Consider the following 22,852-nt stretch of genomic DNA (forward strand, 5'->3'; position numbering starts at 1 on the left):
AAATCAATTATGCAATGATCGTGGCAACCACACCGGCGCCCACAGTACGACCACCTTCGCGGATAGCGAAGCGCAGACCTTCTTCCATGGCGATGGGGGAGATCAGCTTCACAGTGATCGACACGTTATCGCCAGGCATCACCATTTCCTTGCCTTCGGGCAGTTCGATGGAGCCGGTCACGTCAGTTGTACGGAAGTAGAACTGAGGACGGTAGTTGTTGAAGAAGGGAGTGTGGCGACCGCCTTCGTCCTTCGACAGCACGTAAACTTCAGCAGTGAAGTTGGTGTGGGGCTTGATGGAGCCGGGCTTGCACAGCACTTGGCCGCGTTCCACGTCTTCACGCTTGGTGCCGCGCAGCAGCAGACCCACGTTGTCGCCAGCTTGACCTTGGTCCAGCAGCTTGCGGAACATTTCCACGCCGGTGACGGTGGTCTTGACGGTGTCCTTGATACCGACGATTTCGATTTCTTCGCCGACCTTGACGATACCGCGCTCGATACGGCCAGTCACCACGGTACCACGACCGGAGATGGAGAACACGTCTTCCACGGGCATCACGAAGGCGCCGTCAACAGCACGCTCGGGAGTGGGGATGTAGGTGTCCAGAGCTTCGGCCAGCTTCAGGATGGCAGGCTCGCCCTTGTCGGACTGGTCACCTTCCAGGGCCAGCTTGGCAGAGCCGCGGATGATGGGGGTGTCGTCACCGGGGAAGTCGTACTTGGACAGCAGCTCGCGCACTTCCATTTCGACCAGTTCCAGCAGTTCTTCGTCGTCCACCATGTCGGCCTTGTTCAGGAACACGATGATGTAGGGCACGCCCACCTGACGCGACAGCAGGATGTGCTCGCGAGTCTGGGGCATGGGGCCGTCAGCAGCGGAGCAAACCAGGATAGCGCCGTCCATCTGAGCGGCACCAGTGATCATGTTCTTCACATAGTCAGCGTGGCCGGGGCAGTCCACGTGAGCGTAGTGGCGGTTGGCAGTTTCGTACTCAACGTGCGAAGTGTTGATCGTGATGCCACGAGCCTTTTCTTCGGGGGCGTTGTCGATCTGCGAGTAGTCCTTGGCTTCACCGCCGAAGTGCTTGGACAGCACGGTAGCGATAGCAGCAGTCAGGGTGGTCTTGCCGTGGTCAACGTGACCGATGGTGCCCACGTTCACGTGGGGCTTGGTGCGCTCGAATTTTTCTTTTGCCATTTTTCCGACTCCGAAAAAATTAATTCACTGCAAGAGGATTTCGGCGCAACCCTATCAAGCGAGCGCACCAGAAAATGGTGCCCATGGCGGGAATCGGACCCGCGACCTCTCCCTTACCAAGGGAGTGCTCTACCACTGAGCCACATGGGCAAAGAAGCTGAAACAACAACTTCTAAAATCTTTGCTCGCAAACTGGAGCGGGAGACGGGAATCGAACCCGCGTCATTAGCTTGGAAGGCTAGGGTTCTACCATTGAACTACTCCCGCACAGATTTACTACTGCACGTGACTGCTATTTCTAGCAATCGCTCTTCTCAACCATTGCTGGTGGAGGGGACAGGATTCGAACCTGTGTACGCGTTAGCGGGCAGATTTACAGTCTGCTGCCTTTAACCACTCGGCCACCCCTCCGAAGAGACTTGAATTGTAGCATCTATTTCCAGCTTAAAAAGAAATTTTGAAATTTCTTTTTTCTTGCCGAAGATCGATGCTGGCGCGGCTGGCGGGGATCGAACCCACGACCCTTGGCTTCGGAGGCCAATACTCTATCCACTGAGCTACAGCCGCGAATCCGTCAGGCCGCTCGCACGGCCAACAACAATTCAACAGCCGCAATTATTGCACGGGTTTGGACACCCAAATCACAAATTCACCTGAAATCCCAAACCAGACAAGTAGACATCCACCGACATCGAACCGACCTTGACCAATGAGAAACTCCCTTCCGTCAATACCCAACCATGTATAAGACCCACAAAAAGAGAGTGCAAACCAAGGGCGGCCTCTTCCGGGGATACCGACAACTGCACGGACTGCCCCTGTGCCGCAGCCGCCAGGTCATGCGCAAATTTTTCCCGAGCAAAGCCTGAACTTTCTATATGCTGCAAACGCACATCAGCCAGTTCGCCCACGTATTCCATTTTGAATAGCGCCGTCTCAAACACCTTGCGTCTGCGCTCATCCTCGTCCAAGCTCTCGAACACACACAAGATGGAGTGACGAATGCGCTCTAGCGGCAACAGGTCACCATACCTGTCGTCACAGATTTCTTCGAAAGGCAGGCATATGCGCCCAAGCATGGAAACAAAGACATCCATCTTGTCCTTGAAGTGCCAGTACACCGCTCCGCGTGTCGCCCCTGCACGCTGGGCGATATCGCCCAGAGAGGTTCGAGATACACCTTTCTCGAAAAACACCTCTTCAGCCGCATCCAGCAGCTTGGTGCGCGTCTCATCCGCTTCAGCCTTGGTTCTTCGAGCCATCACTCACCCTCTTCATCAATCGCCGGCGATAGCTCGCCGCGAGAAAAGCCATTTCTCAGCTGCTTTACGCAGCGTTTGCAATTATACATTTATGCATGTATGTATAATTTACCTAGCACCGATATGCAGGAAACCATCTAGGGTTTCCACCCGAATGAGCGCTCCACCGCGGACAGCGCTCTTTTCTCGTTTTCACAATGTCAACCGGAAGGACGTTCATGCACCCGATGTATGAAGCAAACCAGGCTCCCGACAATCAGTCCCATTCAGCCGCATCCGGCACCCGCTCCATGGTCATAGGCCTGAGCTTGGCTGCTGCACTGGGCCTAGTCGCATGCAGTGACAAAAACGCGGAAGCTCAAAAAGCACAAGCAGCCGCTCAGGCACAGCCACCCGAAGTTGGTGTGGTGACGGTATCCATGCAGAACGTGCCTTTGATCTCCGATCTGCCAGGTCGCCTGGAGCCATCGCGCATTGCTCAGGTTCGCGCGCGCGCTGCCGGCATCGTGCAAAAGCGCCTGTTCCAGGAAGGCTCGGATGTCAAGGCTGGCCAAGCCCTGTTCCAGATTGATAACACCCCGTACAAGGCCAACCTGCAGAGCGCTCAGGCGACCCTGGCACAGGCCAAAGCCAATCTCGCTCAGGCATCTGCCACCGCACGCCGCTACAAGCCCCTGGTGGAAGCCAATGCCATCAGCAAGCAGGAGTACGACACCGCCATTGCCAACGAAAAGGCGGCACTGGCACAAGTTGCGGCAGGCAAGGCGGCTGTCACCAATGCCAATGTCAACCTGGGCTATGCCAGCGTGACCGCCCCCATCTCCGGACGCATCGGCCGCGCTCTGGTGACGGAAGGCGCTCTGGTCGGCCAGGGCGAAGCCACGCAGCTGGCGACCATTCAGCAGGTCAACCCGCTGTACGTGAACCTGACCCAGTCCTCTTCCGACATCATGCGCATGCGCGAAGCGCTCAGTTCCGGCAAGTTAGCAAAGGTAGGTGACAACGCCGCGCGCGTCCACGTCTATTTGGACGATGGCAAGGAGTACGCACACACCGGCAAGCTGCTGTTCACCGACCTGACCGTGGACCCGACTACCGGCCAGGTCAGCGTGCGCGCGGAGCTGCCCAATCCCGACGGACTGCTGTTGCCCGGCACTTATGTGCGCGTGCACCTGGAGCAGGCCCAGGTCGAGAACGCCGCGCTGATTCCGCAACAAGCCGTGACCCGCAACGAAAAGGGCAACTTCGTCATGATCGTGGCCGAGGATGGCTCCGTGGCACCGCGCCCCGTTCAGATCAGTCAGTCCAGTGGCAATAACTGGGTCGTCACATCCGGCCTGAAAGCTGGAGAAAAAGTCATGGTGGACGGTCTGATCAAGGTGGGCATGGGGGCCAAGAAGGTCAAGCCCGTCGAGATCAACAATGCGGCTGCCGGCACACCAGCACAACCCTCTGCTGCGCCCCCCGCCGCACCTGCGCAAGAGAAAGCCGCCACTCCAGCCGAAGGTGCTGGCGAAGGCCAGGCAGCCAAGTAACAGGCACGATCCATGTCAAAGTTTTTCATTCACAGACCGATCTTTGCCTGGGTGATCGCGATTTTCGTGATCATTGCGGGCGTGATCTCCATCACCAAGCTACCGGTGGCACAGTTCCCATCGGTCGCACCTCCGACCATCAACGTGACAGCGACCTACCCGGGCGCCACGTCACAAACCATGACGGACTCCGTTCTGCAACTGATCGAGCGCGAAATCAACGGCGCGCAAGGTCTGATGTATATGGAAGCCTCCGCCCCTGCGGGCGGTCAAGGCACTCTGACCGTCACCTTTGCTCCGGGCACCAACCCCGATCTGGCGCAGGTGGACGTGCAAAACCGCCTCTCCCGCGTGCTGCCCCGCCTGCCTCAGGTCGTTCAGGCCCTGGGCGTGCGCGTGGATAAGTCCATGAGCAACTTCCTGATGATTCTGGCCTTCCAGGCCGAGTCTGGAGAGACTTCGCGTGACGACATTGCCGACTACGTGAACCGCAATGTGGTGCCTGAAATCCAGCGTCTGGACGGCGTGGGCAAGGCACAGCTGTTCGCATCGGGTCGTGCCATGCGCGTCTGGGTGGATCCTGCCAAGCTCCAAGGCTTCGGTCTGTCGATTGCATCGGTCAACGCAGCGATTGCCGCGCAGAACCAGCAGATTTCCGGTGGCGCCCTGGGCAACCTGCCCAGCACACCCGGCACCACCACCACCGCCACGATCGTGGTGCCCGGCCAGCTGACGACGCCCGAGGAATTCGGCGAAGTGGTGCTGCGCTCCAACTCCGACGGCTCCACCGTGCGCCTCAAGGATGTGGCCCGCATCGAGCTGGGCATCGAGAGCTATGCCTTCGAGTCCCGCCTGGACGGCAAGCCCGCCGTGGCCATGGCCGTGCAGCTGACCTCGACGGCCAACGCCATGGCGACCGCCAAGCTGGTCAAGGCCAAGATGGCCGAGATGGAGCCCTTCCTGCCTGCCGGTGTGAAGTGGTCCTCGCCCTACGACACCTCCAAGTTCGTGAAGATTTCCATCGAAAAGGTGGTGCACACGCTGCTTGAAGCCATCGTACTGGTGTTCATCGTGATGCTGATCTTCCTGCAGAACATCCGCTACACCCTGATCCCCACCATCGTGGTGCCTATCGCGCTGCTCGGCACGTTTGCCGTGATGCTGGTGGCCGGCCTGACCATCAATATTCTGGCCATGTTCGCCATGGTGCTGGTGATCGGTATCGTGGTGGACGATGCCATCGTGGTGGTGGAAAACGTCGAGCGCATCATGGCCGAGGAAGGCCTCCCCCCCAAGGAAGCCACCATCAAGGCCATGGGCCAGATCCAGGGCGCCGTGGTCGGCATCACCGTGATTCTGGTGACGGTGTTCCTGCCCTTGGCCATGTTCTCCGGCGCGACCGGCAACATCTATCGCCAGTTCTCGCTGGTGATGGCCATCTCGATCTTCTTCTCGGGCTTCTTTGCGCTGACGCTGACGCCTGCGCTTTGCGCCACCATGCTCAAGCCCATTCCCAAGGGCCACGCGCACGACAAGAAGACCGGCTTGCTCGGCCCCTTCTACAACTGGTTCAACCGCAAGTTTGACGCAGGCACGAAGCGCTACTCTTCCGCACTCTCCGGTGTGGTCAAGCGCTCCGCTCAAGCCTTTATCGTCTATCTGCTGGTGATTGCCGGCGTGGTCTTCATGTTTATGCGACTGCCTACGGCCTTCCTGCCAACGGAAGACCAGGGCTATGTCATCTCGCTGGCTCAGTTGCCTCCCGGCGCCAGCCTGGAACGCACCAGCAAGACCATGGCTGAGCTGGAGAAGTTTGCCCTGAGCCAGCCTGAGACCGATCACATCGTGAGCATTCTGGGCTTCAGCTTCATGGGCCAGGGCCAGAACGTGGGCCTGGCGTTCACCACGCTCAAGGACTGGTCCGAGCGCGCAGGTGCTGGCTCGGATGCCAAATCCTTCGCTGACCGAGCCAAGGGCGCCATGTCAGCGCTGCGCGATGGTTTCATCTTCACGCTGGTCCCCCCCTCCATTTCGGAGCTGGGCAATAGCGACGGTTTCACCTTCCGTCTGCAAGACCGCGGCAGCAAGGGGCATGCAGCCTTGCTGGAAGCCCGCAATCAGCTGGTTGCCAAGGCCAACCAGAGCTCTGTGCTGACCGGCGTGCGCTTTGATGGCGTGGATGACGCCCCTCAATGGCAGGTCGATATCAACCGCGATGCGGTCTATGCCCAACGCGTGAGCATGGGCGATCTGGCCACCACGCTGGCGACCGCTCTGGGTTCGTCCAACTCCACGGACTTCCCCAACAATGGTTTCATGCAACGTGTGACCATCCAGGCCGATGCGGCTCGTCGCATGCAGCCCGAGGACGTGATGCGCCTGACGGTGCCCAACGCGCAAGGCCAGCTGGTGGAGCTCTCCACCATGGTCAGCGCCAAGTGGATCAGCGGCCCCATGCAGCTGACACGCTACAACGGCTACCCCTCCATGAGCATCACCGGTCAGGCCAAACCCGGCTTCACCAGCGGTGACGCCATGAAGGAAATGGAAAAGCTGGCCCAGGAACTGCCCGACGGCTTCGGCTACGAGTGGACCGGTCAGTCTCTGGACGAGAAAAAGGCGGGCTCCTCGGCCATGCTGCTGTACGCGTTCTCCATCCTGGCCGTGTTCCTGTGTCTGGCCGCACTGTATGAAAGCTGGAGCATCCCGCTGTCCGTGCTGCTGGTCGTGCCTCTGGGCGTGTTCGGCGCCGTGGCCGGCATGCTGATGCGCGGCATGCCCAACGACATCTACTTCCAGGTGGCGCTGATCACGGTGATCGGCCTGTCGGCCAAGAACGCCATTCTGATCGTGGAGTTCGCTAAGGACCTGCATGCTGAAGGCAAGAGCGCGCTGGAAGCCGCGCTGGAAGCCGGTCATCTTCGTTTCCGTCCCATTCTGATGACCTCGCTGGCCTTTATTCTGGGCGTGGTGCCGCTGTACATCGCCTCCGGCGCCAGCGCTGCCAGCCAGAAGGAGATCGGCACCGGCGTGTTCTGGGGCATGGTGATCGGCACGCCGATCTCCGTGTTCCTGGTGCCCGTGTTCTTTGTGGCCGTGTTCAATCTGTTTGGCAAGAAGTCCAAGCAGGACTCCAACGCCACTCCCCCGGCGGCAACTTCTGCAGCACAGGGAGGCTCGCAACATGAATAAAACCTTGCTACCCGTAGCACTGGCCGGCGCGCTGCTGGCCAGCGGCTGCTCCTTCATCCCCACGCTGGAGCGCCCTGCCGCTCCGGTGGCCGAGCACTACTCGGCCACCGACGAGCAGGCTGGCGCCACGGCGGCTGCCGACATCCCCTGGCAGCAGTTCTACACGGACCCACGCCTGCAGCAGGTGATCCAGCTCGCGCTGGAAAACAACCGCGACCTGCGTGTGGCCGTGCTCAACATCGAAAAGGCACAGGCTCAGTACCAGATCCAGCGTGCCGGCCAGTTCCCGGAATTCGGTGTCGCAGGCAGCGCTAGCCGCCAGCCCAGCGCCACCACGGGCCGCTATGCCAACTCGTACATGGTGGGCCTTTCCATGCCCAGCTGGGAGATTGACTTCTGGGGGCGCATCGGCAGCCTCAAGCAGCAAGCTCTAGCCCAGTATCTGGCGACCGAGGAAGGCCGCAAAGCGGCCCAGATCAGTTTGATTGCAACGGTCGCCAACACCTGGCTGAACCTGCAGGCTGACGAGGAGTTGCTGGCCATTTCCCGTCGTACCCTGGGCACACGTGAGCAGTCCATCAAGCTGACCAAGCTGCGACTGGACTCCGGTGTCGCTTCCGAGCTGGACTACCGCCAAGCTCAGTCGTTGACCGAAAGCGCACGCGCCACGCTGGCCCAGCAAGCCGGTCAGCGCGAGCGCGACGTCAACGCCCTGACCCTGCTCGTGGGTCAGACCCTACCTGCCGATCTGCTGACCAGCATGCAAGGCAAGCAACTGCGCGATCTGCCAGCCCTGGCCGATGTGCCTTCGGGCCTGCCTTCCGACCTGCTTCTGCGCCGGCCCGACATCCGCCAGGCAGAGCAAAGCATGATCGCCGCCAATGCCAGCATTGGTGCCGCACGTGCGCTGTTCTTCCCGAACATCTCCCTGACCGCCTCGGCAGGTTTCGCAAGCTCCGACATCTCCGATCTGCTCAAGTCGGACTCTGCGGCGTTCACGATTGCGCCTTCGCTGTATCTGCCCATCTTCAATGCAGGCCGCAATCGCGCCAATCTGCAGGTTGCAGAAGCCAGCCAGAAGATTGCCGTGGCTCAATACGAAGGCTCCATCCAGTCGGCCTTCCGCGAGGTGTCCGACACCTTGGTGAATCGCCAAGCACTCAAGGATCAGCTCGATGCCCAATCGCGTCAGCTGGAGGCAGAGCAGGTTCGCTACAAGCTGTCGGACCTGCGCTACACCAACGGCGTGGCCAGCTACCTGGATCTGCTGGATGCGCAGCGTTCACTGTTTGCACTGGAGCAGTCCGTGGTTCAGGTCCGCCTGGCGCAGCTGCAAAACCAGGTCAATCTCTACAAGGTGCTGGGCGGCGGCTGGACGCAGGCAAGCGCCAGCGACAACCCTACAGCCCAGTAATCGGGCCAAGTTTTGCACTCTCACACAAGGCGTCTTCGGACGCCTTTTTTCATGCACGCCACAAATTGGCTGCACAAAGTTGATCCAACTCAACTCCTTTATGCAGCAGCCGTCAACCCGGATCGTCGTGCACTGGCATTCTTAACCCTCACTTCTATAATGGTTTGTTCATCCCCATCCCACGATCTCAGAGGACTTCATGAGCGAGCAACACCACGAAGAAGCCCATACAGGCCCCATTAAAAAACCCAAGCAGTTGTTGCTTGCCGTCTTCTTCTCGTTTGTGGTTCCCATCTTCGTCATCATCGGTCTGGTCAAGTTCGTGACTTCGTCCGACACCACGGGCGCAGGTACGGCCAATGCCGAAATGGCCAAGGCCATGCGTCTGCAAAAAGTGGGTACGGTGGAAATTCGTGATGCCAACCGCCCCCTGCGCGGTGGCGCGGAAGTCTTCAAGTCGCAATGCGCGGCCTGCCATGAAACCGGCGTAGCCGGCGCCCCCAAATTCCAGGATGCAGCAGCCTGGGGCCCGCGCATCAAGCAGGGCCTGGAAACGCTGGTGCACTCTTCCCTGGCTGGCAAGGGTGCGATGGCGGCCCAGGGTGGCGGCGAGTTCAATGACACGGAAATTGCCCGTGGCGTGGTCTATATGAGCAATGCTGCCGGCGCCAACTTCCCCGAGCCCCAGCCTGCAACCGGTGATGCCCCCGCAGCAGCACCTGCGGCCCCCGTCGCCGCTGCACCTGCAGCAGCTGTTGCAGCCGCCGAGCCAGCACCTGCAGCCGCCCCGGCTCCCGCAGCTGCCGCGGCCTCCGATGTGGGCAAGAACCTCTACAACACCACCTGCATGGCCTGCCACGCCAGTGGCGTAGCCGGGGCTCCCAAGTTTGGCGACAAGGCTGCCTGGGCACCTTTCATTGCCAAGGGCATGGACGATATGGTGCAGAAGGCCACCCAAGGCGTGGGCGCCATGCCTCCCAAGGGCGGCTCCACCGCATCGGATGCAGACTTCAAGGCCGCCATCCAGTACATGGTGGATGCAGCCAAGTAGGCGCCCCTCTGCCCCGCAAAAACCGGCTTTTGGCCGGTTTTGTTATTTTTGGCCTCAAACCCTTTGCACACAAACGAAAGCCGCTATCAAACTTGATAGCCCTCAGGACTGGGCACAAAACCGAACTGCAACGGCAGCAAGGCGCTCTCGATCTCCTGCGCCTCGGGCAGCGCACCACTCTCCAGCGCATTGGCGGCATCCAGCATGTCCAGGCTGTGCACCATGCCCAGGCCTTGCGGCAGGGCCAGAAACAGCCGCCCCAGCTCGTCCAGCAGCACCTGCTGCACCTGTTCGGCAGCCAGCTCCTGACCCGTATGACTGTGCAACTGCAAGCCATGCTCCGCGTATCGCAGACGCCATATCCATGGCGCGCTCTCCAGTTCCACATACACGCGCTGCGGGCCGTTCTGAAAATACCAGCGACCATCTGCCTCGACCAGATAGTTGCGTCCGATGAATTCGGCCAACTTTTCGTGGCGCAGCAGATTGCCCCTGGAGCCGGGTTTGCCGCTGGCAAACGCACCGCAGACCTGGGCCTGCTCGTCCCTGAGCCACCACTGGCCACGCGCATCCAGACCCAGCCAGCCACTGCAGGCCGGGACATTGGGCCACTTGAGCATGGCCTGTTTCACGATGTCATCCATCACTCATCTCCTGATTATTCTGCGAACGCTCAGAGCCACTGCTCCAGCCACTCGGTCACCGCCAGCGGCATGGCCTGCACATGGGCGGGCCAGGCTCCGCTGGCAAAGCCCACATGTCCGCCGTGCGGCGGCTGCCATAGCTGCACGGTGGCACTGACCTCATCGGGCCTGGGCAGGCTGTGCGCCGGCACAAAGGGATCGTTGCGCGCATTGAGCAGCAACAAGGGCACGGCCACTTGCTTGAGCAGGGGCTTGGCCGAGGCCCGGCGCCAGTAATCATCGGCATCCCTGAAGCCATGAACCGGGGCCGTGAACACATCGTCAAAGTCATGCAGGGTGCGTGCGCGCTGCAGCCGCTCCCTATCGAACACCCCCGGCGACTGCTGCCATTTGGCGAGGGCCTTGGGCACCAGGGTACGCATGAACATGGGGGTGTAGATCCAGCGATTGAGCCCCTGGCCCAGATTGACGCCTCCGGCCACCAGGTCCAGCGGCGCACAGATCACTGCCGCGCCCTTGACGAGTTCTGCGGCCGCCTGCTGCTGCAGCCCGGCCCAGCGCGCCAGGGCATTGCCGCCCAGCGACACTCCCATTGCCAGCAACTCTCCGCCCGCGCCTTGACGCAGCCGACGCAAAATCCAGTCCAGCTCGTCCGCATCGCCGGAGTGGTAGGCGCGTAGCAAGTGATTGGGCTCACCGCTGCAGCCGCGAAAATGCGGCACGGCCAGATGCCAGCCGCGCTGCGCGCAGACCTGTGCCAGGGCCTTGGCGTAGTGGCTGGAGGAAGAGCCTTCCAGGCCATGAAACAGCACCAGTGTGGGAGCGCTTGCACTTGCCATATGGCTTGAAAAATCGATATCGATGAAATCGCCATCGGGCGTATCCCAGCGCTCGCGCCGCCACGCCGGAGACTCTCCGCCCTTCGCACAGAGTGCAGCCCAAATGGTCTGGACATGACCTCCGGGCTGCCACCAAGGTGCACGAAATTGTTCGAAATTCATGAGAAACCCAGCCAGCTCCGCAGCTCTGACTGCAGAGCGTCTTTCTGTGCCGCACGCCAGACCAGCTCAGGCGGAGCCACATGAATTCCCGGCGGTGCCTTGAGCAAGGCTGCCTCCACCAGACGGGCCACATGCATGGCGCGCACCGGTCGCTCCGTCTGCGGCAGCATATAGCTGAGCGCCGACAGCATGGTCTTTGCCGTGCGCTGCAGCCAATGGCCTGCATTGATTTTCTGGGCTTCTCTGGCCGAGCGCACAAAAATCAGGCGCTCGAAGCCCAGCGCAGCTACGCCTTGCTCATTGAGATTGGCCAGCCCCTGCTTCAAAGCCTGGGGCAGGCTACCCATATCGTGGGGCAGCACCACGGCAAGCGTATGCACGCCACAGCACTGCATCCACTGCGCCACCGCTTGCAGCTGGTCGGGCCGGGGCGTCCACAAGGCGCGCTCGCGCTGGTAATAGGGACGCGGAGGCTCAAACATGATGAGGCCCACATCGGCGCTCTGCACAGGCCATTGCTGCACATCGCCGTGCAGTTGCGTCAGCAACTCCATGCCACGCAGGCCCTGGACATAGGGCTCGCGTGCCAGCACCTGGACCAGCGCATAGTTCTGCGCGCCTACCACGCGACTGAGCACCTCGTTGCCCAGCGGCCCCGTGGCCCCGGCCAGCAACAGGCGCGGCAAGGTCGCAGTTTTCGGGCCGGGACGCTGTGCGCCACGCAGGGCATCGAGTGGAGAAACAGTGGACATGATTGCAATGCTAGCGCCGCTGGACAGCGGACAAGGTGACAGGCCTTGCACGCACACGAACCGAGCAAGCGCTTATGCTATGGTTTCCGTCTCAATCTCGTGAATGGAAACACCCATGAAACGCTGGCTTCTGGCAATCGCAACCGCGGCCTCCATGCTCTCCCTCACGGGCTGCGGCTATAACGACTTTCAGCGTCTGGATGAGAAATCCAAGGCCGCCTGGAGCGAGGTGCTGAACCAGTACCAGCGCCGCTCGGACCTGATCCCGAACATTGTCGCCACGGTCAAGGGCGAGGCCAACTTCGAGCAGGAGACCCTGACCAGGGTGATCGAAGCACGCGCCAAGGCCACCTCGATTCAGGCCACGCCCGAGCTGATCAACAACCCTGAAGCCTTCAACAAGTTCCAGCAAGCTCAGGGCGAGATTTCCAGCGCGCTCTCGCGCCTGATGGTGGTGGCGGAAAAATACCCCGAACTCAAGGCCAACCAGGCGTTCCGCGATCTGCGCGTAACGCTGGAGGGTACGGAAAATCGCATCACCGTGGCGCGCAACGAATACATAGGCACCGTACAAGCCTACAACGTGCTGGCGCGCAGCTTCCCCACCAATATCACGGCCAAGGTATTCAGCTACAAGGTCAAGCCGACCTTCACGGTACAAAACGAAGCCCAGATCTCGCAACCACCAGCCGTTGACTTTTCCACACCCGCAGCGCCTGCTGGCAGCAAGTAATTGTGCGCAGCGCTCTTTGAACCCATGCAAAAATCGCATCAAGCCCTTATTTACAAAGCGCTTGCAGCTATTGTTTTTGCTAGCATGGTGCTACTGTCGGCGCTGCCGGCCCTGGCGCAGGGTGGCGCAGGCGCTCAGCTGCAAGCTGTGCCCGAGCTGACGGCGCGCGTCATCGACCAGACCGGCACGCTGAGCCAGAGCGATCAGCAGGCACTGAGCGAGCAGCTCAAGAAACTGGAGGACGAGACCGGCGCCCAGGTCGCCGTGCTCATGGTCGCCACCACGGCTCCGGAAGACATTGCTGCCTATGCCTGGCGCGTGGCCAGCAGTTGGAAGCTGGGGCGCAAGGACATAGGCGACGGCTCTCTCATCGTCGTGGCCAAGAACGACAGGCGCATGCGCATCGAGGTGGCGCGCAAGCTCGAAGGCGCGATTCCCGACATCCAGGCCGCACGCATCATCGACGGCGCCATGAAGCCGCGCTTCCGCGCCGACGACTATGCGGGCGGACTGTCTGCCGCCATCGAGCAGATGAGCCTGCTGATTCACGGCGAGAAACTGCCCGCACCGCAGTCCCAGGCTCGCAAGTCCGGCCCATCCTGGTCCGAACATCTGGACTTTCTGCTGCCGCTGCTGTTCTTCGGCTTTCCGATCGGGATTGCCATCGCCCGCGCCATCTTCGGCCGCGTGCTGGGTTCGCTGCTCATTGGCGGCATTGCCGGGGCGGCCGCTTATGTGATCACCACCAGCCTGTTGATTGCAGGCGTGGCCGGCGTTGTTGGCCTGATCTTCACCCTGCTCTCCAATCTCTCGCGTGGCGGAGGCGGCCCCTACATCAGCACCGGCGGAGGCGGCTGGAGCAGCGGCGGCGGCGGTGGTTTCAGTTCCGGGGGCGGCTTCAGCTCCGGTGGCGGCGGCAGCTTTGGTGGCGGTGGCGCCTCGGGGGATTGGTGAAATGAGCAATGTCTTTCAACGCCTGGCACGCCTGGTACGACACCGCTGGGCCGAACAGCATCTGCGCAAGGCCTTGCCGCCTGCCACGCTCAAGGAGCTGGAATTGCTGATCGCCAAAAGCGAGCTGGGCCATACCGGCCAGGTCCGCATTTGCGTAGAGGCCGGCCTGCCCTGGAGCTATATATGGCGCGATGCCACGGCGCGCGAGCGCGCTCTCTCGCAGTTCGCCAAGCTCCATGTCTGGGACACGGAGCACAACAACGGCGCCCTGATCTACCTGCTGCTGGCCGACCACGCCATAGAAATCGTGGCCGACCGCGCCCTGGACCGCACCATGAACGCCGAGCAATGGCAAACGCTGATCAGCGATATGCAGTCCGCCTTCCAGGGCGGGCATTTCAGCGTGGGTCTGGTATCGGCACTGGAGCGTGTCAACCGGCAGCTGCAGGCGCATTTTCCGCGCAAATCCGCGGCCAACACACAGCGAAACCTGCCCGATACGCCCGTGGTCCAAAGGCATCTGCCGAGCCGTAGCCGCTGATCCGGTTCTGCCGCCGCATGCGCCGGCTGCAGACCGCAGAAGCCTCAGGCCAGCACATGTCGCCCGTATGGCGAACACAGCCAGAGCACGGCCGCCACATTGATCAGGACCATGAGCCAGAACTGCAGCTGAAAGCTGGTCTTGCTGCTTTTGTGGCGCAGCCACTGCTGGGCCAGCAGGGCGCCGGGCCAGCCTCCGGCCAGCGCCATGGTCTGCAGCGTTTTTTCCGGCGTGCGCCACTGCCCCTTCTGGGCGGCCCATTTGTCCTGCCAGTAGGCCATGAAGGTCAGCATGCTCAGGCCTGCATAGATCAGCCAGAGGATGCGCGGTATGCCCCAGATCACGGCAGTGGCCAGCATCATCAGCAGCCAGACCAGCAACACGCCATAGCTGAAGCCACTGGAGGCATGCCAGCCCTGAGGCACCGCACGCGAGGACTGCAAACGCCCTGCAGAAGGGCTGTTGTGCCGCACCGAAGAAGACCGTGCCTGAGGCACTGGGCCGCCAGCTCGCCACGCAACCTGAAGCGCGCGTTTTCTGCCCTGCTCCATGCCGACGGAAAACTCCAGGCGCAGGCCGGGCCGAGGACGCTGCTCTGCGGGCGGGCGCGGCTCAAAAGCACTGATATGGACAAACAGGCGCTCGCCACCGCCATCGGCCTCTATCCAGCCAAAGCCACGCTCGTCATTCCATTGCGTCAAGGTACCGCTGTAGCGCATCCATGTCCTTTGTTGTTTTTGACACCGCGAACAGGCCCGGTGATGCAAAAAGCAGGCGGGCCCTATCCAGAAAAAACCTTTTTACCCGCATGGCTGTGTTAGTTTTGGGGCAGCCGTATTTTCTTAAGAAAGCACTCAAGCATGCAGAAATCTCTGTTCTCTCTGGCCGTCATCAGCTCTGTCCTGGCACTGAGCGCCTGCTCCTCCATCAGCCCCAGAGGCGCCGAAGCACCGGCTGAATACGACTACGCACTGAGCTGCAAGCTCAAGGAAGATGACCCCAAGAAGTGCGAAGCCCAGATCCGAGCCCTCTGCGAAGACCCCAGCAAGGCCGTGGTGCGCAAATCGCGCCATGTGGACCCCAAGGACAACTCCGTGGTCTACGGCTATCAGGCCGCCTGCAACAGCTAAGCCACTTGCGCGCTGCCGCGGTTCAGAATCCTGCTGGTTTCGGGATCAATCCCTTTTGGGACAAGCGCAGTGCGCTTCGATTTACGCAGCAGCAGTCCATAAAAAAAGCCACCGCATGCGGTGGCTTTTTGCTGCTGATGCATGTGCTCAGGGCACAGCACATCAACGCTTCTGGCGGTACTTGCGCAGAGCAGCAATCTGAGCCGCCATCACGGCCAGCTCGGACTGTGCACGAGCGATGTCCAGTTCGCCCTTGGCGTTCTTCAGGGCTTCCTCGGCCGCAGCCTTGGCCTTTTGCGCCTTTTCATCGTCCAGATCCTTGCCGCGGATGGCGGTGTCGGACAGCACGGTCACGCAGTTGGGTTGCACTTCCAAAATGCCGCCGGCCACGAAGACGAACTCTTCGCTGCCGTCAGGCATTTCGATGCGCACCGAACCCGGCTTGATGCGGGTGATCAGCGGTGTGTGGCGGGGATAGATGCCCAACTCGCCCGCTTCACCGGGCAAGGCGACAAAGCGCGCTTCACCGGAGAAGATGGACTCTTCGGCACTGACCACATCAACGTGAATAGTGTTCATCTTTGCTCCTAGAAAAGGTAAAAACTGGTCCTAAAACAAGCACACCCCAAGCCAGAGACGCCGAGCAAGGGCCGCCCCGCAGCGAGGGCGTCGTCCCCCTCCTGAAAGAGAGGGGGAAGCGGCGCAAGCCGCTCAGGGGGTGCAAGCCAGTTAGGCAGCCAGCTTCTTGGCCTTCTCGAAGGCTTCGTCGATGGTACCAACCATGTAGAAAGCCTGTTCGGGCAGGTGGTCGGCTTCGCCGTTCACGATCATCTTGAAGCCACGGATGGTTTCAGACAGGGGAACGTACTTGCCGGGAGCACCAGTGAACACTTCAGCCACGTGGAAAGGCTGAGACAGGAAACGCTGGATCTTACGAGCACGAGCCACAGTCAGCTTGTCTTCGGGAGCCAGTTCGTCCATGCCCAGAATCGCGATGATGTCGCGCAGTTCCTTGTAGCGCTGCAGCGTACCCTGCACTTGGCGAGCCACCTTGTAGTGCTCTTCGCCAACCACTTGGGGGTCCAGCTGACGGCTGGTGGAGTCCAGAGGATCCACAGCGGGGTAGATACCCAGCGAAGCGATGTCACGGGACAGCACCACGGTGGAGTCCAAGTGAGCAAAAGTGGTGGCGGGCGAGGGGTCGGTCAAGTCATCCGCTGGCACGTAAACGGCCTGGATGGAAGTGATCGAACCAACCTTGGTGGAGGTAATACGCTCTTGCAGCTTACCCATTTCTTCAGCCAGGGTAGGCTGGTAGCCCACGGCGGAAGGCATACGGCCCAGCAGAGCGGACACTTCGGTACCGGCCAGTGTGTAGCGGTAGATGTTGTCCACGAAGAACAGCACGTCCTTGCCTTCGTCACGGAACGACTCAGCCATGGTCAGGCCGGTCAGCGCCACGCGCAGACGGTTTCCTGGGGGCTCGTTCATCTGACCGTAAACCATGGCAACCTTGGACTCGCCCAGGTTCTCTTGGTTCACAACGCCAGCGTCGGACATTTCGTGATAGAAGTCGTTACCTTCACGGGTACGCTCACCCACACCAGCGAACACCGACAGACCGCTGTGGGCCTTGGCGATGTTGTTGATGAGTTCCATCATGTTCACGGTCTTGCCCACACCGGCACCACCGAACAGGCCCACCTTGCCGCCCTTGGCGAAGGGGCAGACCAAGTCGATCACCTTGATACCTGTTTCCAGCAGTTCCTGCGAAGGCGACAGTTCGTCGTAAGCAGGAGCCTTGCGGTGGATGGCGGCGGTCAGGGTCTGGTCCACGGGACCACGTTCGTCGATGGGGTTGCCCAGCACGTCCATGATGCGGCCCAGGGTAGCCTTACCCACGGGAACGGTGATGGGGTTGCCGGTGTTGGTGACCATCAGGCCACGCTTCAGGCCGTCCGAAGAACCCAGGGCAATGGTACGCACCACGCCGTCGCCCAGCTGCTGCTGAACTTCCAGGGTCAGGGCCGAGCCTTCCAGCTTCAAGGCGTCATACACCTTGGGCACCTGGCCGTGGGCAAACTCCACGTCCACCACGGCGCCGATACATTGAACAATCTTGCCTTGTACTTGAGCCATTTTTTGCTCCAATCTGTTTGTTCGTTAAAGCCGTTTACACAGCGGCTGCGCCTGCCACGATTTCCGACAACTCGGTCGTAATCGCGGCTTGACGCGTCTTGTTGTAGACCAGCTTCAACTCGCTGATGACGTTGCCGGCGTTGTCGGTAGCGGCCTTCATGGCCACCATGCGCGCCGATTGCTCGGACGCCATGTTTTCCGCAACGGCCTGGTACACGAGGGACTCCACGTAACGAACCAGCAGTTCGTCGATGACGCTTTGAGCGTCAGGTTCGTAGATGTATTCCCACGATGCACCCGTCTTCTCGGCTTGCAATTTTTCGGACGACAGGGGGAGCAGTTGCTCCACCACCGACTCCTGCTTCATGGTGTTGATGAACTTGGTGTACGCCAGGTACACCGCGCTCAGCTTGCCTTCAGCATATTGGTCCAGCAACACCTTGACAGGCCCGATGAGCTTGTCGAGGTGAGGCGTGTCGCCCAAGCCTGTAGCGTGAGAGACCACCTTGGCACCGACACGGTTCAGGAAACCCAGTCCCTTGCCGCCAATGGCCACTGCATCTGTCGCAACACCCGCATCCTGCAGTTCGCGCAACTTGTTGGTGACGACACGCAACACGTTGGTGTTCATGCCGCCGCACAAACCCTTGTCGGTCGTCACCACGATGACGCCGACCTTCTTGGCATCGTTCACTTGCATGAACGGATGCACATATTCAGGGTTAGCTTCGCCAAGATGGGCTGCAATGTTGCGGATTTTTTCGCTATATGGACGGGCAGCCAGCATCCGGTCCTGCGCCTTGCGCATTTTGGATGCAGCCACCATTTCCATGGCTTTGGTGATCTTCTTGGTGTTTTCCACCGATTTGATCTTGCCGCGTATTTCCTTACCTGCTGCCATGATGACTCCTCGCCGGTATTAAGCGAAGGACTTCTTGAATGCAGTAATGGCTGCAGTCAGTTCAGCTTCGTCCTTGCCTTCCTTGTCGAAAGCACGCTTTTCGTTCAGACGGTCGAGCAGAGCGCCGTGGCTGGTCTTCAGGAACTGGTGCAGACCAGATTCGAAGGGCAGCACTTGCTTGACTTCGATGTCGTCCATGAAGCCCTTGTTCACTGCGAACAGCGAAGCAGCCATCAGAGCGGTCGACAGAGGAGAGTACTGAGCCTGCTTGAGCAGTTCGGTCACGCGGGCACCGCGGTCCAGCTGCTTGCGGGTTGCATCGTCCAGGTCGGAAGCGAACTGCGCAAAGGCAGCCAGTTCACGGTACTGAGCCAGGTCGGTACGGATACCGCCGGACAGGCCCTTCACAACCTTGGTCTGAGCGGAACCACCCACGCGGGACACCGAAATACCGGCGTTGATAGCGGGACGGATACCGGCGTTGAACAGGCTGGTTTCCAGGAAGATCTGGCCGTCGGTAATCGAAATCACGTTCGTGGGAACGAAAGCGGACACGTCGCCAGCTTGTGTTTCGATGATAGGCAGAGCGGTCAGAGAACCGGTCTTGCCCTTGACTTCACCCTTGGTGAAGGCTTCGACGTAGTCGGCGTTCACGCGAGCGGCACGCTCCAGCAGACGGCTGTGGAGATAGAACACGTCGCCGGGGAAGGCTTCACGTCCGGGGGGACGACGCAGCAGCAGCGAAACTTGACGGTAGGCCACGGCTTGCTTGGACAGATCGTCATAAACGATCAGAGCGTCTTCGCCGCGGTCGCGGAAGTATTCGCCCATGGTGCAGCCAGCGTAGGCCGACACGTACTGCATGGCAGCGGATTCAGAGGCGGTGGCAGCCACGACGATGGTGTAGTCCATCGCGCCGGCTTGTTCCAGAGAGCGCACCACGTTCTTGATCGAAGAAGCCTTCTGACCAATAGCCACGTAGATACAGATAACGCCCTGGCCCTTCTGGTTGATGATGGCGTCGATAGCGACAGCCGTCTTACCAGTCTGACGGTCACCAATGATCAGTTCACGCTGACCACGGCCCACGGGAACCATGGAGTCGATGGACTTGATACCGGTTTGCAGGGGCTGATCCACGGATTGACGTGCGATCACGCCAGGAGCGACCTTCTCGATCACGTCCGTCATCTTGGCATTGATGGGGCCCTTGCCGTCGATAGGCTGACCCAGGGCGTTCACCACGCGGCCGACCAGCTCGGGGCCCACGGGCACTTCCAGGATACGGCCGGTGCACTTGACGGTGTTGCCTTCTGCGATGTGCTCGTAAGCACCCAGAATCACGGCGCCCACGGAGTCGCGCTCCAGGTTCAGAGCCAGACCGTAAGTGGGTTGACCGTCGGCGCCTGCGGGGAATTCCAGCATTTCGCCAGCCATCACGTCCGACAGGCCGTGCACGCGCACGATACCGTCAGTCACCGACACCACGGTGCCTTGGTTACGGACGTCAGTGCTAGCAGCCAGCCCTTCGATGCGGCTCTTGATCAGTTCAGAAATTTCTGCGGGATTGAGTTGCATGACTCTTTCCTTCTTTCTTGTGTGTTAGCCGAGACCTCAAGCGCATTACGCGGTGAGGGCCGCTTTCATTTGTTCCAGACGGGCCTTGACGGAGGTGTCCAGCACCTCGTCGCCCACCACGACGCGAACGCCACCGATCAGCGATTCATCGAGCTTCACGGTGAGATTCAGCTTGCGGCCAAAGCGCTTTTCCAGCGTGGCGCCAAGCTCGGCCAGCGCTGCATCCTCAATCGGGAAAGCGCTGTACACCACGGCATCCGAAGAGCCGCTCTTGCTGTTCACGAGGCTGCGGAACTGGGCTGCCACTTCAGGCAGCACGTCCAGACGGCCGTTTTCGAGGACCACACGCAGGAAGTTGCGTGCGGACTCGGGCAATGCCGACTTGGCCACACCCGTGATGAGATCGAACACTTGCGCGTCGCTCACGTTCGGGTTGTCGGCCAGTTGGCGCAATTGCGGATTGGCGGCAATCGCCGCCAATTCCTCCACCCAAGCGACAGTGCTGTTCAAGTCTGCAGCCTTGTCGGCGCAGGCTTTGAACAATGCTTCGGCGTAAGGGCGGGCAATGGTGGCGAGTTCTGCCATTTTTTGCTTTCCTTACAGCTCTGTCTTCAGGCGGTTCAGCAGATCAGCGTGGATACCGGCATTGACTTCCTTCTTCAGGATCTGCTCGGCACCCTTGACGGCCAGCGCTGCCACTTGCTCACGCAGGGCTTCACGGGCAGCAATGGCTTGCTGGTCAGCTTCAGCGCGGGCAGCAGCAACAATCTTGTTGCCTTCTTCTGTCGCGCGGGCCTTGGCTTCTTCAATGATGGCCTGGGCGCGGCGTTCGGCGTCCGCAAGCCGCGAAGCTGTTTCGTTGCGCGTCTGGGCCAATTCCTGTTCGACACGCTTGTTGACAGCGGTCAGTTCGGTCTTGGCCTTGTCGGCAGCAGCGAGGCCATCGGCGATTTTCTGGGCTCGCTCATCCAGTGCCTTCGCAATCGGGGGCCACACGAGTTTCATCGTGAACAGCACCAGGATCAGGAAAACAATGGCCTGAACGAACAGGGTCGCGTTGATACTCACGGCAACACCTTTCTATTTAGGGCGTTGATCGGAGCTTAGGCCACCAGTTGGAAGGGGTTGGCGAAAGCGAACAGCAGGGCGATAGCAACACCGATCAGGAAGGCGGCGTCGATCAGACCAGCCAAGATGAACATCTTGGTTTGCAGTTCGTTGATCAGCTCAGGCTGACGTGCCGAAGATTCCAGGAACTTGCCACCCATCAGGGCGATACCGATCGAAGCGCCGATAGCGCCCAGACCAACAATCAGACCACAAGCCAGAGCGACGAGACCGAGAACGTTTTCCATGATGACTCCTAGGGATTAAAGGAAAGAAAGGTTGAAGAGGGAAAGGTCAGTGAGCTTCATGTGCCTGGCCGAGGTAAATCAGCGTCAGCATCATGAAAATGAAGGCCTGCAGGGTAATCACCAGGATGTGGAAGATTGCCCAGATAGAGCCTGCAATGATGTGCCCCACGGGGAGCAACACACCAGAGAGCGACATAGCCGCCGCACCACCCATCAGGGCAATCAGCATGAACACCAACTCACCAGCGTACATGTTGCCGAACAGTCGCATGCCATGCGACACGGTCTTGGCAACGTATTCAATCACCTGCATCAGCAGGTTCACCACGCCCAGGATCAGGGCGAAGACGGGATTCTTGGAAGTGCCGAACGGTGCAGTCACCAGTTCATGCGCCCAGCCGCCCATGCCCTTGATCTTGACGCTGTAGAACAGGCACAGGACCAGCACGGCGAAGGACAGGCCCAGCGTGGTGGACAGGTCGGCGGTAGGCACGACACGCAGATAGGCGTGTTCGTCGGCGGTAGCGCCTTGCCACAGATAGGGCAGCAGATCCACGGGCAGCATGTCCATGGCGTTCATCAGGAAGATCCAGACGAAGACGGTCAGTGCCAGAGGAGCGATGAATTTGCGCGATTGGGCGTTGTGGATATTGGCCTTGGCCTGGTTGTCCACCATCTCGACCAGGATTTCCACGGCGGCCTGGAAGCGGCCGGGCACGCCGGAAGTCGCCTTGCGGGCAGCCAGCCAGAGCACGAAGATGCCGAGCAGACCCAGAACGCCAGCCACCACGATCGAGTCGTAGTTGATGACTGAGAAATCAATGACGGACTTCTGCTTGATGTTTTGCAGGTGTTGCAAGTGGTGAACGATGTATTCACTTGCAGTTGGGGCGTGCGCATCAGCGGCCATCGTCAACTCTCTTCTTAAGCTTCAGTTTTTCGGACACTGGATCGCACCAGCAGTGCAACCCAATACGTTTTCATCACAACAATCAAACCGGCCAGCAACGCCAGCCAACTGAGATCGGGAACCAGCTTTGGCGCAGCCGCCAACATGGCGATACACAGCACCAGCTTCACCAGTTCCCAACCGAAAATCCCCGCCATGGCCGCCCCGGCACCTCCCGGCCGTTGACGAACCACACCTCTTGCAAACAGCGCTGCGGGCAACACGACCGCCAGCGCTCCATACGCCGCCGACCAGCCTGCGGCTGCACGCCCCGTCATCAACCACGACAGCAAAGCCACGATAACGCCGACCAGCGTCTGAACGATGACGATGCGCCAGACAGAAACCTGCGGAAAGCGCGAACGCCATGCAGAGGCTTCTTGTGCAGTCAGGGGCTTGAAGTCTTCGACTTCGTCCTCATCCTGAAAATCAGCGGGCATGTTTGTCATGTTTTCTTTCACACCGCTGACCAGGCAAGACTTTTTTACAAAGCCTCTGATTATAAGTAAAAACCCCCGTCATT

At 60.3% G+C, this 22,852-nt stretch carries 23 protein-coding genes and 4 tRNA genes; 8 read left to right on the plus strand and 19 right to left on the minus strand.

Translation table 11 applies throughout. The features are described 5' to 3' along the window. Nucleotides 1-7: 7 nt before the first annotated feature. The 6 genes from tuf to EIC84_RS18010 all read right to left on the minus strand — a co-directional run bounded on the left by tuf (nucleotide 8) and on the right by EIC84_RS18010 (nucleotide 2,460). A complete protein-coding gene (gene tuf / locus EIC84_RS17985; protein WP_012836789.1) occupies nucleotides 8-1,198 on the minus strand; it encodes an elongation factor Tu in 1,191 nt (396 codons plus the stop codon). A gap of 75 nt (nucleotides 1,199-1,273) precedes the next feature. Further along, nucleotides 1,274-1,348: transfer RNA gene (locus tag EIC84_RS17990), tRNA-Thr, on the minus strand. A gap of 43 nt (nucleotides 1,349-1,391) precedes the next feature. Then, nucleotides 1,392-1,465, minus strand: a tRNA-Gly gene (locus tag EIC84_RS17995). Between the two features lie 58 nt (nucleotides 1,466-1,523). Next, nucleotides 1,524-1,609, minus strand: a tRNA-Tyr gene (locus EIC84_RS18000). Nucleotides 1,610-1,689: 80 nt separating this feature from the next. Beyond that, nucleotides 1,690-1,765: transfer RNA gene (locus tag EIC84_RS18005), tRNA-Arg, on the minus strand. A gap of 74 nt (nucleotides 1,766-1,839) precedes the next feature. Then, nucleotides 1,840-2,460, minus strand: a complete 621-nt coding sequence (locus tag EIC84_RS18010; RefSeq protein WP_003065361.1) for a TetR family transcriptional regulator — start codon at nucleotides 2,458-2,460, stop codon at nucleotides 1,840-1,842. 227 nt (nucleotides 2,461-2,687) lie between these two features. On the opposite strand from EIC84_RS18010, the gene EIC84_RS18015 reads away from it, so the two are divergent. The 4 genes from EIC84_RS18015 to EIC84_RS18030 all read left to right on the plus strand — a co-directional run bounded on the left by EIC84_RS18015 (nucleotide 2,688) and on the right by EIC84_RS18030 (nucleotide 9,652). Continuing rightward, complete coding sequence (locus tag EIC84_RS18015; protein ID WP_003065364.1) at nucleotides 2,688-3,995, plus strand: efflux RND transporter periplasmic adaptor subunit; 1,308 nt, start codon at nucleotides 2,688-2,690, stop codon at nucleotides 3,993-3,995. Nucleotides 3,996-4,007: 12 nt separating this feature from the next. Then, on the plus strand, nucleotides 4,008-7,187 hold the full coding sequence (locus EIC84_RS18020) for an efflux RND transporter permease subunit (protein WP_003065367.1): 3,180 nt from the start codon (nucleotides 4,008-4,010) through the stop codon (nucleotides 7,185-7,187). Continuing rightward, complete coding sequence (locus tag EIC84_RS18025; RefSeq protein WP_003065370.1) at nucleotides 7,180-8,601, plus strand: efflux transporter outer membrane subunit; 1,422 nt, start codon at nucleotides 7,180-7,182, stop codon at nucleotides 8,599-8,601. Before EIC84_RS18020 ends, EIC84_RS18025 begins: the two co-directional genes overlap by 8 nt. Before the next feature lie 199 nt (nucleotides 8,602-8,800). Next, the gene (locus EIC84_RS18030) at nucleotides 8,801-9,652 is read left to right on the plus strand and encodes a cytochrome c5 family protein (RefSeq protein ID WP_003065373.1); all 852 of its coding nucleotides are present in this window, start codon (nucleotides 8,801-8,803) and stop codon (nucleotides 9,650-9,652) included. A gap of 86 nt (nucleotides 9,653-9,738) precedes the next feature. On the opposite strand, the gene EIC84_RS18035 is transcribed toward EIC84_RS18030, so the two are convergent. From EIC84_RS18035 to EIC84_RS18045, 3 genes are read right to left on the minus strand one after another with little or no spacing between them, the layout of a single operon-like run. After that, on the minus strand, nucleotides 9,739-10,296 hold the full coding sequence (locus EIC84_RS18035; RefSeq protein WP_003065376.1) for a DUF2946 family protein: 558 nt from the start codon (nucleotides 10,294-10,296) through the stop codon (nucleotides 9,739-9,741). Nucleotides 10,297-10,325: 29 nt separating this feature from the next. Continuing rightward, nucleotides 10,326-11,297: a YheT family hydrolase gene (locus EIC84_RS18040; protein WP_003065380.1), complete on the minus strand. Its 972-nt coding sequence runs from the start codon at nucleotides 11,295-11,297 to the stop codon at nucleotides 10,326-10,328. Next, on the minus strand, nucleotides 11,294-12,049 hold the full coding sequence (locus tag EIC84_RS18045; protein ID WP_034362074.1) for a hypothetical protein: 756 nt from the start codon (nucleotides 12,047-12,049) through the stop codon (nucleotides 11,294-11,296). Before EIC84_RS18045 ends, EIC84_RS18040 begins: the two co-directional genes overlap by 4 nt. A 115-nt stretch (nucleotides 12,050-12,164) precedes the next feature. Here EIC84_RS18045 and EIC84_RS18050 point away from each other — a divergent pair, with 115 nt between their 5' ends. The 3 genes from EIC84_RS18050 to EIC84_RS18060 all read left to right on the plus strand — a co-directional run bounded on the left by EIC84_RS18050 (nucleotide 12,165) and on the right by EIC84_RS18060 (nucleotide 14,277). Further along, nucleotides 12,165-12,782: a LemA family protein gene (locus EIC84_RS18050; protein ID WP_003065385.1), complete on the plus strand. Its 618-nt coding sequence runs from the start codon at nucleotides 12,165-12,167 to the stop codon at nucleotides 12,780-12,782. An 84-nt stretch (nucleotides 12,783-12,866) separates the two neighbouring features. After that, nucleotides 12,867-13,736 carry a YgcG family protein gene (locus EIC84_RS18055; RefSeq protein WP_003065387.1) on the plus strand — a complete coding sequence of 290 codons (870 nt, stop codon included), beginning with the start codon at nucleotides 12,867-12,869 and terminating at the stop codon, nucleotides 13,734-13,736. Nucleotide 13,737: 1 nt separating this feature from the next. Continuing rightward, nucleotides 13,738-14,277 (plus strand): TPM domain-containing protein, encoded by a 540-nt coding sequence (locus EIC84_RS18060; RefSeq protein ID WP_003065390.1) that lies wholly within the window; start codon nucleotides 13,738-13,740, stop codon nucleotides 14,275-14,277. 44 nt (nucleotides 14,278-14,321) lie between these two features. On the opposite strand, the gene EIC84_RS18065 is transcribed toward EIC84_RS18060, so the two are convergent. Continuing rightward, nucleotides 14,322-14,996, minus strand: coding sequence for a cold shock and DUF1294 domain-containing protein (locus tag EIC84_RS18065; protein ID WP_003065392.1), 675 nt, complete (start codon nucleotides 14,994-14,996; stop codon nucleotides 14,322-14,324). A 141-nt stretch (nucleotides 14,997-15,137) separates the two neighbouring features. Here EIC84_RS18065 and EIC84_RS18070 point away from each other — a divergent pair, with 141 nt between their 5' ends. Then, complete coding sequence (locus tag EIC84_RS18070; RefSeq protein WP_003065394.1) at nucleotides 15,138-15,407, plus strand: hypothetical protein; 270 nt, start codon at nucleotides 15,138-15,140, stop codon at nucleotides 15,405-15,407. A 162-nt stretch (nucleotides 15,408-15,569) separates the two neighbouring features. On the opposite strand, the gene EIC84_RS18075 is transcribed toward EIC84_RS18070, so the two are convergent. From EIC84_RS18075 to EIC84_RS18115, 9 genes are all read right to left on the minus strand, one after another. Next, nucleotides 15,570-15,986 carry a F0F1 ATP synthase subunit epsilon gene (locus EIC84_RS18075; protein WP_003059364.1) on the minus strand — a complete coding sequence of 139 codons (417 nt, stop codon included), beginning with the start codon at nucleotides 15,984-15,986 and terminating at the stop codon, nucleotides 15,570-15,572. A gap of 150 nt (nucleotides 15,987-16,136) precedes the next feature. Further along, nucleotides 16,137-17,546, minus strand: coding sequence for a F0F1 ATP synthase subunit beta (gene atpD, locus EIC84_RS18080; RefSeq protein WP_003065399.1), 1,410 nt, complete (start codon nucleotides 17,544-17,546; stop codon nucleotides 16,137-16,139). 34 nt (nucleotides 17,547-17,580) lie between these two features. Next, nucleotides 17,581-18,447 (minus strand): F0F1 ATP synthase subunit gamma, encoded by an 867-nt coding sequence (gene atpG, locus EIC84_RS18085; protein WP_003065400.1) that lies wholly within the window; start codon nucleotides 18,445-18,447, stop codon nucleotides 17,581-17,583. An 18-nt stretch (nucleotides 18,448-18,465) separates the two neighbouring features. Further along, the gene (gene atpA, locus EIC84_RS18090; protein WP_003065402.1) at nucleotides 18,466-20,025 is read right to left on the minus strand and encodes a F0F1 ATP synthase subunit alpha; all 1,560 of its coding nucleotides are present in this window, start codon (nucleotides 20,023-20,025) and stop codon (nucleotides 18,466-18,468) included. Nucleotides 20,026-20,070: 45 nt separating this feature from the next. Continuing rightward, nucleotides 20,071-20,610, minus strand: coding sequence for a F0F1 ATP synthase subunit delta (locus tag EIC84_RS18095; RefSeq protein ID WP_003065404.1), 540 nt, complete (start codon nucleotides 20,608-20,610; stop codon nucleotides 20,071-20,073). A gap of 12 nt (nucleotides 20,611-20,622) precedes the next feature. Further along, on the minus strand, nucleotides 20,623-21,093 hold the full coding sequence (locus tag EIC84_RS18100; protein WP_003065405.1) for a F0F1 ATP synthase subunit B: 471 nt from the start codon (nucleotides 21,091-21,093) through the stop codon (nucleotides 20,623-20,625). 35 nt (nucleotides 21,094-21,128) lie between these two features. Next, on the minus strand, nucleotides 21,129-21,380 hold the full coding sequence (atpE, locus tag EIC84_RS18105) for a F0F1 ATP synthase subunit C (RefSeq protein ID WP_003059376.1): 252 nt from the start codon (nucleotides 21,378-21,380) through the stop codon (nucleotides 21,129-21,131). Nucleotides 21,381-21,426: 46 nt separating this feature from the next. Then, the gene (gene atpB / locus EIC84_RS18110) at nucleotides 21,427-22,290 is read right to left on the minus strand and encodes a F0F1 ATP synthase subunit A (protein WP_003065408.1); all 864 of its coding nucleotides are present in this window, start codon (nucleotides 22,288-22,290) and stop codon (nucleotides 21,427-21,429) included. A 14-nt stretch (nucleotides 22,291-22,304) separates the two neighbouring features. Continuing rightward, a complete protein-coding gene (locus EIC84_RS18115; protein ID WP_003065409.1) occupies nucleotides 22,305-22,769 on the minus strand; it encodes an ATP synthase subunit I in 465 nt (154 codons plus the stop codon). Nucleotides 22,770-22,852: the final 83 nt, after the last annotated feature.

The sequence above is a fragment of the Comamonas sp. A23 genome (assembly GCF_004522605.1).
GTDB lineage: Bacteria > Pseudomonadota > Gammaproteobacteria > Burkholderiales > Burkholderiaceae_C > Comamonas > Comamonas thiooxydans.

Bases quoted from the DNA above. Each gene is read 5' to 3' on its own strand.
- EIC84_RS18015 (WP_003065364.1), top strand. From the start codon at position 2,688: ATGTATGAAGCAAACCAGGCTCCCGACAATCAGTCCCATTCAGCCGCA.
- EIC84_RS18040 (WP_003065380.1), bottom strand. From the start codon at position 11,297: ATGAATTTCGAACAATTTCGTGCACCTTGGTGGCAGCCCGGAGGTCAT.
- EIC84_RS18070 (WP_003065394.1), top strand. From the start codon at position 15,138: ATGCAGAAATCTCTGTTCTCTCTGGCCGTCATCAGCTCTGTCCTGGCA.
- atpD (WP_003065399.1), bottom strand. From the start codon at position 17,546: ATGGCTCAAGTACAAGGCAAGATTGTTCAATGTATCGGCGCCGTGGTG.
- EIC84_RS18050 (WP_003065385.1), top strand. From the start codon at position 12,165: ATGAAACGCTGGCTTCTGGCAATCGCAACCGCGGCCTCCATGCTCTCC.
- EIC84_RS18055 (WP_003065387.1), top strand. From the start codon at position 12,867: ATGGTGCTACTGTCGGCGCTGCCGGCCCTGGCGCAGGGTGGCGCAGGC.
- EIC84_RS18030 (WP_003065373.1), top strand. From the start codon at position 8,801: ATGAGCGAGCAACACCACGAAGAAGCCCATACAGGCCCCATTAAAAAA.
- atpB (WP_003065408.1), bottom strand. From the start codon at position 22,290: ATGGCCGCTGATGCGCACGCCCCAACTGCAAGTGAATACATCGTTCAC.
- EIC84_RS18035 (WP_003065376.1), bottom strand. From the start codon at position 10,296: ATGGATGACATCGTGAAACAGGCCATGCTCAAGTGGCCCAATGTCCCG.
- EIC84_RS18045 (WP_034362074.1), bottom strand. From the start codon at position 12,049: ATGTCCACTGTTTCTCCACTCGATGCCCTGCGTGGCGCACAGCGTCCC.
- EIC84_RS18065 (WP_003065392.1), bottom strand. From the start codon at position 14,996: ATGCGCTACAGCGGTACCTTGACGCAATGGAATGACGAGCGTGGCTTT.
- EIC84_RS18060 (WP_003065390.1), top strand. From the start codon at position 13,738: ATGAGCAATGTCTTTCAACGCCTGGCACGCCTGGTACGACACCGCTGG.
- EIC84_RS18010 (WP_003065361.1), bottom strand. From the start codon at position 2,460: ATGGCTCGAAGAACCAAGGCTGAAGCGGATGAGACGCGCACCAAGCTG.
- atpA (WP_003065402.1), bottom strand. From the start codon at position 20,025: ATGCAACTCAATCCCGCAGAAATTTCTGAACTGATCAAGAGCCGCATC.
- EIC84_RS18020 (WP_003065367.1), top strand. From the start codon at position 4,008: ATGTCAAAGTTTTTCATTCACAGACCGATCTTTGCCTGGGTGATCGCG.
- tuf (WP_012836789.1), bottom strand. From the start codon at position 1,198: ATGGCAAAAGAAAAATTCGAGCGCACCAAGCCCCACGTGAACGTGGGC.
- atpE (WP_003059376.1), bottom strand. From the start codon at position 21,380: ATGGAAAACGTTCTCGGTCTCGTCGCTCTGGCTTGTGGTCTGATTGTT.
- atpG (WP_003065400.1), bottom strand. From the start codon at position 18,447: ATGGCAGCAGGTAAGGAAATACGCGGCAAGATCAAATCGGTGGAAAAC.
- EIC84_RS18025 (WP_003065370.1), top strand. From the start codon at position 7,180: ATGAATAAAACCTTGCTACCCGTAGCACTGGCCGGCGCGCTGCTGGCC.
- EIC84_RS18095 (WP_003065404.1), bottom strand. From the start codon at position 20,610: ATGGCAGAACTCGCCACCATTGCCCGCCCTTACGCCGAAGCATTGTTC.
- EIC84_RS18115 (WP_003065409.1), bottom strand. From the start codon at position 22,769: ATGCCCGCTGATTTTCAGGATGAGGACGAAGTCGAAGACTTCAAGCCC.
- EIC84_RS18075 (WP_003059364.1), bottom strand. From the start codon at position 15,986: ATGAACACTATTCACGTTGATGTGGTCAGTGCCGAAGAGTCCATCTTC.